Source organism: Cronobacter sp. EKM101R (assembly GCF_963888145.1).
GTDB classification, from domain to species: Bacteria; Pseudomonadota; Gammaproteobacteria; order Enterobacterales; family Enterobacteriaceae; genus Cronobacter; species Cronobacter turicensis.
This window is the reverse complement of sequence record NZ_CAWPHW010000042.1, coordinates 218,288-230,951: the sequence shown is the minus strand read 5'-3', so window position 1 is coordinate 230,951 and position 12,664 is coordinate 218,288. Positions and strand designations below refer to the sequence as shown.

Annotated in this window: 13 protein-coding genes and 1 pseudogene; 7 read left to right on the top strand and 7 right to left on the bottom strand. The window is 57.6% G+C overall.

Annotated elements, in window-relative coordinates; all coding sequences use genetic code 11:
• The first annotated feature begins 60 nt into the window (after positions 1-60).
• From glyQ to AACV31_RS18485, 3 genes are all read left to right on the top strand, one after another.
• The gene (gene glyQ / locus AACV31_RS18495) at positions 61-972 is read left to right on the top strand and encodes a glycine--tRNA ligase subunit alpha (RefSeq protein ID WP_004387598.1); all 912 of its coding nucleotides are present in this window, start codon (positions 61-63) and stop codon (positions 970-972) included.
• A 9-nt stretch (positions 973-981) separates the two neighbouring features.
• Entirely contained in the window at positions 982-3,051 is a 2,070-nt protein-coding gene (gene glyS, locus AACV31_RS18490) for a glycine--tRNA ligase subunit beta (RefSeq protein ID WP_165155137.1), read from the top strand.
• A 301-nt stretch (positions 3,052-3,352) separates the two neighbouring features.
• Positions 3,353-3,511 carry a Hok/Gef family protein gene (locus AACV31_RS18485; protein WP_105538198.1) on the top strand — a complete coding sequence of 53 codons (159 nt, stop codon included), beginning with the start codon at positions 3,353-3,355 and terminating at the stop codon, positions 3,509-3,511.
• A gap of 144 nt (positions 3,512-3,655) precedes the next feature.
• Here AACV31_RS18485 and AACV31_RS18480 read toward each other — a convergent pair whose 3' ends face one another.
• A complete protein-coding gene (locus tag AACV31_RS18480) occupies positions 3,656-3,949 on the bottom strand; it encodes an HTH-type transcriptional regulator (RefSeq protein WP_015742884.1) in 294 nt (97 codons plus the stop codon).
• Positions 3,950-4,334: 385 nt separating this feature from the next.
• Between AACV31_RS18480 and AACV31_RS18475 the strand changes: the two are divergent.
• The 3 genes and pseudogenes from AACV31_RS18475 to AACV31_RS18465 form a co-directional block, all read left to right on the top strand.
• Positions 4,335-4,550: pseudogene (locus AACV31_RS18475) on the top strand (DUF5431 family protein); the annotation flags it as partial.
• Complete coding sequence (locus AACV31_RS18470) at positions 4,510-4,668, top strand: type I toxin-antitoxin system Hok family toxin (protein ID WP_038858649.1); 159 nt, start codon at positions 4,510-4,512, stop codon at positions 4,666-4,668. The pseudogene AACV31_RS18475 and the gene AACV31_RS18470, both read left to right, overlap by 41 nt.
• A gap of 252 nt (positions 4,669-4,920) precedes the next feature.
• Complete coding sequence (locus AACV31_RS18465; RefSeq protein WP_007765358.1) at positions 4,921-5,631, top strand: DUF3053 domain-containing protein; 711 nt, start codon at positions 4,921-4,923, stop codon at positions 5,629-5,631.
• A 67-nt stretch (positions 5,632-5,698) separates the two neighbouring features.
• On the opposite strand, the gene ghrB is transcribed toward AACV31_RS18465, so the two are convergent.
• The 5 genes from ghrB to AACV31_RS18440 form a co-directional block, all read right to left on the bottom strand.
• Entirely contained in the window at positions 5,699-6,673 is a 975-nt protein-coding gene (gene ghrB / locus AACV31_RS18460; RefSeq protein ID WP_165155139.1) for a glyoxylate/hydroxypyruvate reductase GhrB, read from the bottom strand.
• A 69-nt stretch (positions 6,674-6,742) separates the two neighbouring features.
• Entirely contained in the window at positions 6,743-8,023 is a 1,281-nt protein-coding gene (locus AACV31_RS18455; RefSeq protein ID WP_007765356.1) for an MFS transporter, read from the bottom strand.
• A gap of 202 nt (positions 8,024-8,225) precedes the next feature.
• On the bottom strand, positions 8,226-9,164 hold the full coding sequence (locus AACV31_RS18450; RefSeq protein ID WP_041924044.1) for a sugar kinase: 939 nt from the start codon (positions 9,162-9,164) through the stop codon (positions 8,226-8,228).
• Positions 9,165-9,166: 2 nt separating this feature from the next.
• The gene (locus AACV31_RS18445) at positions 9,167-9,916 is read right to left on the bottom strand and encodes a sugar phosphate isomerase/epimerase family protein (protein WP_165155141.1); all 750 of its coding nucleotides are present in this window, start codon (positions 9,914-9,916) and stop codon (positions 9,167-9,169) included.
• A 112-nt stretch (positions 9,917-10,028) separates the two neighbouring features.
• Complete coding sequence (locus AACV31_RS18440) at positions 10,029-11,048, bottom strand: LacI family DNA-binding transcriptional regulator (RefSeq protein ID WP_165155143.1); 1,020 nt, start codon at positions 11,046-11,048, stop codon at positions 10,029-10,031.
• Positions 11,049-11,256: 208 nt separating this feature from the next.
• Here AACV31_RS18440 and zinT point away from each other — a divergent pair, with 208 nt between their 5' ends.
• Positions 11,257-11,895, top strand: a complete 639-nt coding sequence (gene zinT, locus AACV31_RS18435) for a metal-binding protein ZinT (protein ID WP_075197191.1) — start codon at positions 11,257-11,259, stop codon at positions 11,893-11,895.
• A gap of 48 nt (positions 11,896-11,943) precedes the next feature.
• Here the strand turns inward: zinT and AACV31_RS18430 are convergent, their stop codons facing one another.
• A complete protein-coding gene (locus tag AACV31_RS18430) occupies positions 11,944-12,606 on the bottom strand; it encodes an OmpA family lipoprotein (protein WP_015742874.1) in 663 nt (220 codons plus the stop codon).
• Positions 12,607-12,664: the final 58 nt, after the last annotated feature.

The following is a 12,664-nucleotide window of genomic DNA, read 5'->3' as shown; positions in this document are numbered from 1 at the left end:
CGGTCAACGGGTATACTGACCGCTTCCAAATAAACCCACTCGTATCGCGTGCGAAATCATATGCAAAAGTTTGATACCAGGACCTTTCAGGGCCTGATCCTGACCTTACAGGATTACTGGGCTCGTCAGGGCTGCACCATCGTTCAACCTCTGGACATGGAAGTCGGCGCCGGCACCTCCCACCCGATGACTTGCCTGCGGGCGCTGGGCCCGGAGCCGATCGCGGCCGCTTATGTTCAGCCTTCCCGCCGCCCGACCGATGGCCGCTACGGCGAGAACCCCAACCGTTTACAGCACTACTACCAGTTCCAGGTGATCATCAAGCCGTCGCCGGACAATATTCAGGAGCTGTACCTGGGGTCGCTTAAAGAGCTGGGTATGGACCCGACCATTCATGATATTCGCTTCGTCGAAGACAACTGGGAAAACCCGACGCTCGGCGCCTGGGGTCTCGGCTGGGAAGTGTGGCTGAACGGTATGGAAGTAACGCAGTTCACTTACTTCCAGCAGGTCGGCGGCCTGGAGTGCAAGCCGGTGACCGGTGAAATCACTTACGGCCTTGAGCGTCTCGCCATGTACATTCAGGGCGTGGACAGCGTTTACGACCTGGTCTGGAGCGATGGCCCGCTTGGCAAAACCACTTACGGCGACGTGTTCCATCAGAACGAAGTGGAGCAATCCACCTATAACTTCGAATACGCCGACGTGGACTTCCTGTTTACCTGCTTTGAGCAGTACGAAAAAGAAGCCCAACAGCTGCTGGCGCTGGAAAACCCGCTGCCGCTGCCTGCTTATGAACGTATTCTGAAAGCCGCCCACAGCTTCAACCTGCTGGACGCGCGCAAGGCTATCTCGGTAACCGAGCGCCAGCGCTACATTCTGCGTATCCGCACGCTGACCAAAGCCGTGGCCGAAGCCTACTACGCCTCCCGCGAGGCGCTGGGCTTCCCGATGTGCAACAGAAATAAATAAGAGGCTGCCATGTCTGAGAAAACTTTTCTGGTGGAGATTGGCACTGAAGAGCTGCCACCAAAAGCCCTGCGCAGCCTGGCGGAATCCTTCGCTGCGAACTTTACCGCTGAGCTGGACGCTGCGGGCCTGACCCACGGCGTGGTGAGCTGGTTTGCGGCGCCGCGCCGTCTGGCGCTGAAAGTGGCGAGCCTCGCGGCTTCCCAGCCGGACCGCGAAGTTGAAAAACGCGGCCCGGCGGTCTCTGCGGCGTTTGACGCCGAGGGCAACCCGAGCAAAGCGGCGGAAGGCTGGGCGCGCGGCTGCGGCATTACGGTCGATCAGGCGGAGCGTCTGGTGACTGATAAAGGCGAGTGGCTGATGTATCGCGCTCATGTGAAAGGCGAAAGCGCGCAGGCGCTGCTGCCGAGCATGGTGAGCACCGCGCTGTCTAAATTGCCTATTCCGAAACTGATGCGCTGGGGCGCGTCTGACGTGCAGTTTGTGCGCCCGGTTCATACCGTGACGCTGCTGCTGGATGATGAAGTGCTCCCGGCTACCATTCTCGGCATCCAGTCCGATCGCGTGATCCGCGGCCACCGTTTTATGGGTGAGCCGGAATTCACTATCGACCATGCCGATCAGTACCCGCAAATCCTGCTGGAGCGCGGCAAAGTCATCGCTGACTACAACGCGCGTAAAGCCAAAATTCAGCAAGACGCCGAAGCGGCAGCGGCTAAAATCGGCGGCAATGCCGATCTGAGCGACAGCCTGCTTGAAGAAGTCACCTCGCTCGTGGAATGGCCGGTGGTATTGACCGCGAAATTCGAAGAGAAATTCCTGGCGGTGCCGGCGGAAGCGCTGGTCTACACCATGAAAGGCGACCAGAAATATTTCCCGGTTTACGGCACCGACGGTAAGCTGCTGCCGAACTTTATCTTTGTGGCAAACATTGAGTCCAGAGATCCGCACCAGATTATCTCCGGTAACGAAAAAGTCGTGCGCCCGCGTCTGGCGGATGCGGAGTTCTTCTTCAACACCGACCGTAAAAAACGTCTGGAAGATCATCTGCCGCGTCTTGAAACCGTGCTGTTCCAGCAGCAGCTCGGCACGCTGCGCGACAAAACCGATCGCATTCAGGCGCTATCCGGATGGATTGCGAGTCAGATCGGCGCGGATGTGAACCACGCGACGCGCGCGGGCCTGCTCTCCAAATGCGATCTGATGACCAACATGGTGTTTGAGTTCACCGACACCCAGGGCGTCATGGGGATGCACTACGCGCGTCATGACGGCGAATCTGAAGACGTTGCGGTTGCGCTGAACGAGCAGTACATGCCGCGTTTTGCGGGCGATGCGCTGCCATCCAGCCTGGTGGCCTGCGCCGTGGCGATTGCCGATAAGATGGATACCCTTGCCGGGATTTTCGGCATCGGTCAGCATCCGAAAGGCGATAAAGACCCGTTCGCGCTGCGCCGTGCCGCCCTTGGCGCGCTGCGTATTATCGTTGAGAAAAACCTGCCGCTCGATCTGCAAACCCTGACGGAAGAAGCCGTGCGCCTTTACGGCAGCAAGCTGACCAACGCCAAAGTGGTGGATGATGTTGTGGACTTTATGCTGGGCCGCTTCCGCGCCTGGTATCAGGACGAAGGCTATAGCGTCGACACCATTCAGGCGGTACTGGCGAATCGTCCGACCCGCCCGGCGGATTTCGATGCCCGCATGAAGGCGGTATCGCACTTCCGTACGCTGGATGAAGCAGTAGCGCTGGCCGCGGCGAACAAACGCGTTTCCAATATTCTTGCGAAGGCCAACGAGCCGCTGAACGATGAAGTTCATGCGTCGGTGCTGAAAGAAGATCCGGAAATTCGTCTGGCGCTGCAGGTTGCCGTGATGCGCGACAAGCTGCAACCGCTGTTCGCGGAAGGCCGCTACCAGGAAGCGCTGGTCGAGCTGGCGCAACTGCGCGAGCCGGTGGATGAGTTCTTCGAGAAAGTCATGGTTAACGCGGACGATGCCCAGGTGCGTATTAATCGTCTGACGCTGCTGTCTAAATTACGTGAGCTGTTCCTGCAAGTAGCGGATATTTCCCTGCTCCAGTAACGTGTTCCGTTAATAATAAAAACCCGCCGCTGGCGGGTTTTTTTATAGCGGATTTCGCTACGTTGAATTCTTATTTTATTAATGAAAAGCAAAAAGCACGGGCTTATTACGTATTCACGTAATTATTAATGTTCAGGTTGCGGATAATATAGCGCGCGGGTGCTCAGGCTGGCTGGCTTGGGCATGATGCAAAGGCTGGTCAGATGAATGCCCCCCTTAGTTAATTCCATTTAACCTCGGGGGAGGCTGCAATCAGTACCCAACAGCCTGATTGTAGCCTCTTCCTTATAAGGAGGCAATTATGCCAATAAAATCCCGATATGCTTTTTTAAGCATAGTAGCGCTTTGTATTACGGCGCTGTGTTTCGCCTTAATAATGCGTGATCGCTTATGTGAATTCACTATTAAAGAGGGAAGCCGGGAAATACGGGCAATCCTTGCTTACGAACCAGGGAAGTAGCCTTTGGATGGGGGAGCGATCCCCCACCCACTGGTCAGGAGGGCGGGTTGGCCTGCACGCACCCGAATGTATTCTGAAAAGCAACGCCCCCGCATGTGCGGGGGCGTTTTGTTTGCGAAAAAAAGTGTACTGCTGGCTAGCGTTTCATTCCATGAGTTGTTTACTGAGCATGGGATTCGCCTGAATCAGGCGCATCAGCTTCAGTTCGGTGCTGGAGGGTTTCACACGGCGGGACTCCCACTCCTGAACCATTGCGACACTGACACCCATCACACGAGCCAAATCATCAGTTTTCAGGCCCGTTCTTTTGCGTAACAGTTCAAATTCTGTAAATACGCTGGGTTTCTGCGCCAGGGTAACCGTTTCGGAGGCATCTTTTTTTAATACAATTTGTTCGAGGCTGCTGAGCAACTCAAACATAGGGTCTTTAGATTCCATTTTGGACTCCTAATCACACAGCGGGATCGTGAACGTCTAAGAAGCTTCTTAATCATAGTTCGGAAAAAACCAAACCGCGGGCAGCGTAATCAAAGATTTTGCGCTTGTTGACTGGCGAGCGCCGGTGTTGGCCGTTCGATGGTGGAATATAGCGTGATAACGCTTTGATATTAGGATTAATCTCAGGAAAGTATAGTTTTGTAAAAGATCCCCGTGCGATCCTGTAGCCTGTGAAGGATCACAGGATGTGCCAGGCATTTCAGAACGCGCATAGCACTGTTCAGACGCTCGCCTACACGGCGCCCGGCTGCTTCTGGGAAAGCGCCCATGTCGGTTTCTGAAAAGCACCGAATCACGTTCTGGCAGGTTAAAAAGGCGGCGTAGAATGACCCCGGCGCTTGAGGCTTTTTGCCTCCGGCAACCGGCAGTGTTACCGCTATGGCGGATGGCAGAAAGAAGAAAGCCCCGAAGGTCAATTTTCATTAACCAACGAGGCTGTCTCCATACCAAACATATGCAGATTAGCCTCTTACCCGTCGCAAGACAAGGAAAAGAAGCTGATGAAACTACCGCGAAATGCGCTTATCTGGTGCGTATTAATCGTCTGTATCACACTATTAATATTCACGCTCCTTATACGAAAATCGCTGTGCGAAATTCGTTATAAGGACAGATATCGGGAGGCCGCTGCGTTTCTGGCTTACGAATCCGGTAAGTAGCGTCTGGAGGGCGGGGGAAACCCCGCCTTTTCAGGCCTGGTGAGGCTGTGTGTTGGTAGGGTTGCGAGCGTCTTTATTAAGGGTCGTCAGCGCAGGCTGGCGGCCCTTTTTTACGTACGGCGCATCGCCTTTCGCATAATCGCTTTTGCAGCGCAATAAAGGGTATCCTGCGCGACGCGTCTGAACTATCCTTGTGGGCGTTGAAGCACACTGGCAGTGGTGTGCGCGTTGATGAGTGAAAGGAGCAAAAAAATGGCGACAGGTAAGTCCTGCTCTCGCTGGTTCGCGCCGCTGGCGGCGTTGTTAATGGTATTCAGCCTGAGCGGGTGTTTTGATAAAGAGGGCGACCAGCGCAAAGCGTTCGTCGATTTTCTGCAAAACACGGTGATGCGTAGCGGCGAACGTCTGCCAACGCTGACCGCCGATCAGAAAAAACAGTTCGGTCCGTTTGTTTCCGACTATGCCATCCTTTACAGCTACTCTCAGCAGGTGAACCAGGCGATGGACGCCGGTATCCGCCCGGTAGTGGATAGCGTAAATAGCATTCGCGTACCGCAGGATTATATGACCCAGCGTGAAGCGCTGCGCCAGGCCAACGGCTCGCTGGGTGTGATGAGCCAGCAGTTGCAGAACGCGAAAATGCAGGCGGACAGTTCTCACGCGTCGCTGAAGCAGGCGGATGATCTGAAGCCGGTATTTGATAAAGCCTATGAAAAAGTGGTGACCGGCCCGGCCAATGCGCTGCAACCGCTGATCCCGGCCGCGCAGACGTTCACGCAGCAGCTGGTGCAGGTGGGCGATTTTATCGCGCAGCAGGGCACGCAGGTGGGCTTTGCGGCCAATGGCATTCAGTTCCCGACCTCGCAGCAGGCCAGCCAGTATAACGCGCTGATAGGTCCGCTCGCCGAGCAACATAAAGCCTTCACCCAGGCTTACACCGCCGCGACCAACGCGATGCAGTGAAAAAAAACGGCTCTGACGAGCCGTTTTTTATTGTCATCCCTGAACCACCTCCAGAAGAGGTGGTTTTTTATTTAACCGCTTGCGGATTCACACAGTTTTGCGACACGTCGCCATTGAGCGCGTTGATAAGATTATCCACCGCGCAGGCGGCCATGTTATAGCGCGTCTCGTGGGTGGCGGAGCCGATATGCGGCAGCGCCACCACGTTCTTCAGCGTCAGCAGCGGAGAGTCTTTCGCCAGCGGCTCCTGTTCAAATACATCCAGTCCTGCCGCGTGGATCTCGCCGCTTTGCAGGGCGGCGATTAGCGCATTTTCGTCCACCACTGGGCCGCGACCCGCGTTGATGAAAATCGCGGATTTTTTCATTTTGCGGAACTGCTCTTCGCCAATCATGTGATGCGTCTCGTCGGTCAGCGGCAGAATGATGCAGACGAAATCGGATTCGGCGAGCAGGGTATCCAGATCGCAGTAGCGCGCGTTGAAGCGCGTTTCCGCCTCGCTGTGATGACGGCGCGCGTTGTAGAGAATCGGCATGTTAAAGCCGAAATGCGCGCGCTGCGCCAGCGCCAGGCCAATGCGGCCCATGCCGACGATGCCCAGCGTTTTGTGGTGGACGTCGCAACCGAACCAGTCCGGGCCAATGCTGCCGGTCCATTCGCCCGCTTTGACCCGCTCGGCCACTTCCAGCGCGCGGCGCGCGGTCGTCAGCACCAGCGTCATCAGCGTATCAGCGACCGTTTCGGTCAGCACGGTAGGCGTGTGCATCAGCGCTATCTTTTTCGCGCTCAGCGCGTCCACGTCGAAATTGTCATACCCCACAGAAACCGTCGAGGCCGCGCGAAGCGCGGGCATTTTCTCGAGCAGCGCGGCGTCCACTTTTTCACTCGAACCCAGCAGCCCTTGCGCCTCGCTAAATGCGCTGGCGTGAGCTGTGACGGTCTCCGGGCTCAGGTCTGACACGCGGGTCACGTTAAAGTGGCTCTCCAGGCGGGCAAGCAAATCATCGGGCAGGGATTTGTAGAGAATGATGGACGGCTTCATGCAGGTCTCCAGCGTTGAACAAAAGAGAAAGAATAGACAAGCGGACGGCATCACGCCGCCCGCCGGGCGTTACGCGTGGCGCGCCCCCACCGGCAGTTGCTGGTTGGTGGTCGGTTTGACTATCAAAGTGAGCCACACGGAGGCGAAAAGCGCCACCCCCATAAAAATGTACGAGGCGGACGGGTTGCCGGTCGCGCCGTTGAGATAGCCGACCACCCACGAACCGACAAACGAGCCGAGCGCGCCCATGCTGTTGATAAGCGCCATCGCGCCGCCCGCCACGTTCTTCGGCAGCATCTCCGGGATAATCGCAAAGAACGGGCCATACGGGGCGTACATCGCCGCGCCGGCAATCACTAGCAGGGTGTAAGAGAGCCAGAAGTGGTTCGCGCCGAGCGCCCAGGAGCCGATAAATGCCAGCCCGCCAATCAACAGCAGCGGCCAGACGAACAGTTTGCGGTTCTGCATTTTATCGGAAGCCCAGGAGACGATAATCATGGCGATGGTCGCGGCCAGGTACGGTACGGCGGAGAGCCAGCCCACTTCTACCATCCCCATATTTTCGCTGCCGCTGCGGATGATTGACGGCAGCCACAGCACAAAGCCATAAACGCCGATGCTCCATGCGAAATATTGCGCGCACAGCAGGATAACGTTGCGCGAGCGAAAGGCTTCGCCGTAATTGCGTACCGCTTTGATACCTTCCTGCTCTTTATTCAGTTGCGCCTGGAGCGCCGCTTTTTCGTCATCCGCCAGCCACTTCACCTGCGACGGTTTATCTTTCACCAGCGCCCACCAGCAGAAGGCCCAGATAACCGCCGGAATACCTTCGAAGATGAACATTTCACGCCAGCCGAACGCCTGGATGAGGTAGCCGGAAACCACCGACATCCACAGCACCGTGGCCGGATTACCCAGGATCAGGAACGTGTTGGCGCGCGAGCGTTCCGACTTCGTAAACCAGTTACTGATGTAAATCAGCATGGCGGGCATCACGGCGGCTTCCACCACGCCAAGGATAAAGCGGATCGCCGCCAGCATCGGGATATTACTGACCACGCCGGTCAGCGAGGCGCAGCCGCCCCAGAGAATAAGGCAGATGAAAATGAGCTTACGCACGCTGCGGCGCTCGGCATAAATGGCGCCGGGGATCTGGAAAAAGAAGTAGCCGAGAAAGAACAGGGCGCCGAGCAGCGACGAGATGCCTTTGGTAATGCCGAGATCGTCATTGATACCGGCCGCTGAGGCGAAACTGAAGTTTGCGCGATCGAGGTACGCCAGGCTGTACGTGATAAACACGACCGGCATGATGTACCACCAGCGTTTTGGAGCGTTAGTCGGACTTTTCATCGTATTCCCTCTATGGTTGAGGTGGATGCGTCTCGTCGGTGTAGGGGACGACGGAAGCTGTTCATACTGTTTGTTCGGGGTCAGGTTTTACCCTTCACCCTGTGCTTTTCCCGGCGGGGAAAGGCGTAAAAACCTTGTCTTGTTATAAATCTCCCTGAAACCACCGGGCTTTTCTTTAAGAATAGGACTGGGGCGAGGAAGACTACTCGCCCAGTTGTTCGCGGGTCGGTAGCCCTTCACTGTCGCCCTGCACCTGGATCGCCAGCGCGCCAATCTTGTTACCGCGGGTCGCCGCCTGGTGCAGCGTTTTGCCTTCCAGCAGCGCGCTTATCACGCCTACCGCAAACCCATCGCCCGCACCCACCGTATCGACCACGTTTTCGACTTTCACGGCCGCCACCGTACCCTGCTCGCCGCTGGCGCTCTGATACCAGGCGCCATCGGCACCCGTTTTGATAACGACCGCTTTCACACCGCGCGTCAGGTAGAAATCGGCAATACCTTCCGGGCTCTGCTGGCCGGTCAGGATCTGGCCCTCTTTCAGGCCCGGCAGCACCCAGTCCGCCATACAGGCGAGCTGGTTGAGTTTCTCTGTCATCTCCGCCTCGCTTTTCCACAGCACCGGGCGCAGGTTCGGATCGAAGGAGATCGTCTTGCCCTGGGTTTTCATGGCGCGCGCGGCGTGATCCAGAAGTTCATACGACGTCGCGGAAAGCGCCGCCGCCACACCGCTCAGATGCAGGTGACGGGCGCTGTAAAACAGCGGCGCGTTAAAATCTTCGCCGCTCAGATGGCTCGCGGCGGAGCCTTTGCGGAAATACTCCACGCTGGGATCGGTTCCATCGACAACCTTCGATTTCATCTGAAAACCGGTTGGATAACGGTCGTCGATCGTCACGCCGCGCGTAGCGATGCCTTCTTTTTCAAGCTGGCTCAGCACGAAGCGGCCAAACGAATCGTTGCCGACGCGGCTTACCCAGCTCACGTTGAGACCGAGGCGCGCCAGGCCGGTGGCGACATTCAGCTCCGCCCCCGCGACGCGTTTAAAAAAATGCTCCACCTGCGCCAGGTCGCCGGGCTCGGTCGCGACAAACATCGCCATCGCTTCGCCGATGGTAATCACATCCAGTGGCTGTTCCATGTTCACTCCTCGCGCAGCAGGTTGACGTAATGACGGGTCACGGCGGTCAAATCGCGCCCTTCCAGCGGAAACTCAATGCCGCGCGGCGCGTCCGGCGGCAGCATCTCCAGCAGCGTACGCCAGCGCGGCCCGGCGTCATCCAGTGCGATGGCGCGATAGTGGTAGTGGTGCGCGGTGGCGGCTTTGACATGGATATAGCTGACGCCTGTGCGAAGCGCGCGGGCGGCCTCTTCCGGCGCATCGTCCACCCACAGCCAGTTGGCCATGTCGAAGGTCAGACGAATGGGGAGATTGAGCGTTTTGCTGGCGGCGAGGAAACGGCGCATCGGTTCAAGACGCCCGCAGTCGGTCTGATCGTTTTCCACGACCAGCGCGACGTCGCTAAGCGCCAGCAGCCCGGCGAGCGGTTCCGCCTGGTGTGGATGACTGAAGTGCCCGAGCGAGAGTTTCAGCCAGCGGGCATTAAGTTCATGGGCTTCGGCCAGCAGCGAAGGCAGGCGGGCATTGATTTTGCCGTCGTGTTCAAACAGCGGCTCGGGCGCGGAATAACAGGCCTTCAAATGGTGATCTGCAATGGCCTGCGCCAGCGCGGGCAGGGCGTCGATCTCTGCGGGATCGAGCAGCTCGCGGCGGATCTCCACGCCGTCGGCGCCCGCGCCGGCGATGATCGGCAGCACGGCCTGCTGGCCGCCGAGGGCTTTGATTTTGTCGATACCGTAAGCGGCGGTGACGACGATAATTTCTCTCTCCATTGATTTCTCCGGAGTGATTACATCTGCATAACATAGTTAATACGCTAGATGGAACCGGTTCCAAAGAGAAGTCCAGGATGGCGAATTTATGATCGGGGTCACGAACCGTCGTTCAGCGCGCCGTCGAGCCGCGCACGATCAGTTCACCGGAGAAAACCTGCTCCCGCACCGCCTGCGACTGGCCTTCGATACGCTTCACGACTTGCTCCAGCGCGGCGTAGCCAATCTGCCAGGTGGGCTGTTTGAGCGTCGTAATGCCCACCCCCGCCAGTTCCGCCCACTCCAGCTCGTCAAAGCCGAGCAGGCCGATATCGGCGCCCCAGTTAAGCCCGATGCGTTTGAGCGAGCGCGCCACCTGAAGCGTCAGCGCGCCGTTGGCGGAGATCACCGCTTTGCGCATTCCGCGAAAACGGGTGTGGAAGTGGCGCAGGGTATTATCGAGACGATCGGCCTCGTGTAACGGCGTTTCAGCGTTTTCGGCGACGACGCCGGAATACCGGGCGGCGGTGGCGCGAAAGGCGGTCAGGCGCTCGCGGCGGGTGTTGACCGTTCCGAGTGGCTCGCTTAAAAACAGCAGCGCCTCAAAACCCTGTTCGATGAGGTGCTCCGTGGCGGTGGTGGCCGCCTGGGTGTTATCGAGCCCCACTACGTCGCAGGCGAAATCCGGGATTTTACGGTCGATGAGCACCATCGGCAGCGCCGACTGTTGCAGCCGGTTCAGCCCCTCTTCGCGCATGCCGACCGCGTTCACCACGATGCCTTCCACCTGATAGCTGCGCAGGAGATCCAGATAATGTAGCTCCTGGTCGAGCTCGTTATTGGTGTTACAGACCAGCGGCGTAAAGCCTTTCTCCCGACAGGCGGCCTCTATGCCGCTTAATACATTGACCGAATAGGGGTTAGTGATATCGGCGATGATAAGGCCGATTAACCGGGTGCGCCCCCGCTTCAGGCCGCGCGCCATCTGGTTAGGACGGTAATCGAGCTGGGCTATCGCCTGCTCGATGCGCGCCAGCAGATCCCCTGAAAGCAGGTGTTTTTCGCCGTTCAGATAGCGGGAAACGCTGGTTTTACCGGTTTTCGCGGCGCGGGCGACGTCGCTGATGGTCGGGCGTGAGGCTTTGATGGTCATGAGGCTTCCTTCTCAGGCTTAAACGCCGGTGGGGCAGGTGACTGTTTTTATTATTAGATTATTTCGGTGGCTGTCGTAAAGCAGACGTTTGCCTGACGGGCATTATCGTCGCCCGTAATCTTTTCCCTGTCTCAATGTGTGGCGCTGTTTTTAATTATGTTATAACGTATCAATTGATGACTAACGCGTACACAGGAGAGTGACAGAAATGAAGAAGTTAGCCTTATTACTGGGAATGGGGCTGCTGCTGGCAAGCGCTCAAAGCGCGGCGCACGGGCATCATCACGGCAAGCCGTTGACCGAGGCGGAGCGGCAGGCCAGCGAAGGGGTATTTAACGACAGCGACGTCAAAGACCGCGAGCTTAGCGACTGGGACGGCGTCTGGCAGTCGATTTATCCGTACCTTCTTAATGGCGATCTCGATCCGGTGCTGGCGAAAAAAGCGAAAGCAGCCGGTAAAACCGTGGAGGAATATCGCGCCTACTACCAAAAAGGGTATGCCACGGATGTTGAGATGATTGGCATTGAAAACAACGTGATGGAGTTTCACGTCGGGCAAACTGTGAATGCCTGCGCGTATAAATATAACGGGTTTAAGATTTTGCAGTACGCCTCCGGCAAGAAGGGCGTGCGCTACCTGTTTGAGTGCACCGACAGCGCGTCAAAAGCGCCGAAATTCGTGCAGTTCAGCGATCACACCATCGCGCCGCGCAAGTCCGCGCATTACCACATTTTTATGGGCAATACCTCGCATGAGGCGCTGCTGAAAGAGATGGATAACTGGCCGACCTACTATCCGTACCAGTTAAGCAAAGCGCAGGTGGTGGAGGAGATGTTGCATCACTAAAGCCTGATGCTGCCTCATCGGGATCGCGCCCGATGAGGCAATCGCCCGTTACTGTAACGGACTCAGCGTGATTTCCACGCGACGGTTCTGCGCTTTACCCTCTTCGGTGCTGTTGCTGGCAACCGGGTTCGCCGGGCCCATGCCGCTGGTGCGGATGCGGTTAGCGGCCACGCCCTGGGTGATGAGCGCGCTGGCGACGCTTTCCGCGCGCTGCTGCGACAGCTTCATGTTCAGCGCCTGTCCGCCGGTGCTGTCGGTGTAGCCCACCACGTTCACCGCGGTTTTCGGGTACTCTTTCAGGACCATCGCCACGCCGGTCAGGGTGTTGGCGCCCGCCGGTTTCAGGTTCGCCTGGCTGCTGTCGAAGGTCACGTTATTCGGCATATTCAGGATGATGTTATCGCCGCTGCGGGTGACGCTCACGCCGGTGCCCTGCATTTTCTGGCGCAGTTTCGCTTCCTGCACGTCCATGTAGTAACCCACGCCGCCGCCGAGCGCCGCGCCCGCCGCCGCGCCAATCAGCGCGCCTTTGCCGCGATCCTTTTTCGAGGAAGAAAGCACGCCGACGCCCGCGCCGACCAGCGAGCCAATGCCCGCGCCAATGCCTGATTTACCCGCTTCGCGTTCGCCGGTGTAGGGATTCGTGGTGCAGCCTGAAAGGGCCAGTGCGCCGCTGACGATAGCGGCGACAAAAATGATGCGTTTTTTCATCGCATATCCTTATTCAATTTAATTCTGGTTCGCCTGGAGTGGCGGAGGTTGATTATGA

Excerpts from the sequence above, each read along its gene's own strand:
- glyQ (WP_004387598.1), top strand. The coding sequence starts at position 61 with ATGCAAAAGTTTGATACCAGGACCTTTCAGGGCCTGATCCTGACCTTA.
- glyS (WP_165155137.1), top strand. The coding sequence starts at position 982 with ATGTCTGAGAAAACTTTTCTGGTGGAGATTGGCACTGAAGAGCTGCCA.
- AACV31_RS18485 (WP_105538198.1), top strand. The coding sequence starts at position 3,353 with ATGCCAATAAAATCCCGATATGCTTTTTTAAGCATAGTAGCGCTTTGT.
- AACV31_RS18480 (WP_015742884.1), bottom strand. The coding sequence starts at position 3,949 with ATGGAATCTAAAGACCCTATGTTTGAGTTGCTCAGCAGCCTCGAACAA.
- AACV31_RS18470 (WP_038858649.1), top strand. The coding sequence starts at position 4,510 with ATGAAACTACCGCGAAATGCGCTTATCTGGTGCGTATTAATCGTCTGT.
- AACV31_RS18465 (WP_007765358.1), top strand. The coding sequence starts at position 4,921 with ATGGCGACAGGTAAGTCCTGCTCTCGCTGGTTCGCGCCGCTGGCGGCG.
- ghrB (WP_165155139.1), bottom strand. The coding sequence starts at position 6,673 with ATGAAGCCGTCCATCATTCTCTACAAATCCCTGCCCGATGATTTGCTT.
- AACV31_RS18455 (WP_007765356.1), bottom strand. The coding sequence starts at position 8,023 with ATGAAAAGTCCGACTAACGCTCCAAAACGCTGGTGGTACATCATGCCG.
- AACV31_RS18450 (WP_041924044.1), bottom strand. The coding sequence starts at position 9,164 with ATGGAACAGCCACTGGATGTGATTACCATCGGCGAAGCGATGGCGATG.
- AACV31_RS18445 (WP_165155141.1), bottom strand. The coding sequence starts at position 9,916 with ATGGAGAGAGAAATTATCGTCGTCACCGCCGCTTACGGTATCGACAAA.
- AACV31_RS18440 (WP_165155143.1), bottom strand. The coding sequence starts at position 11,048 with ATGACCATCAAAGCCTCACGCCCGACCATCAGCGACGTCGCCCGCGCC.
- zinT (WP_075197191.1), top strand. The coding sequence starts at position 11,257 with ATGAAGAAGTTAGCCTTATTACTGGGAATGGGGCTGCTGCTGGCAAGC.
- AACV31_RS18430 (WP_015742874.1), bottom strand. The coding sequence starts at position 12,606 with ATGAAAAAACGCATCATTTTTGTCGCCGCTATCGTCAGCGGCGCACTG.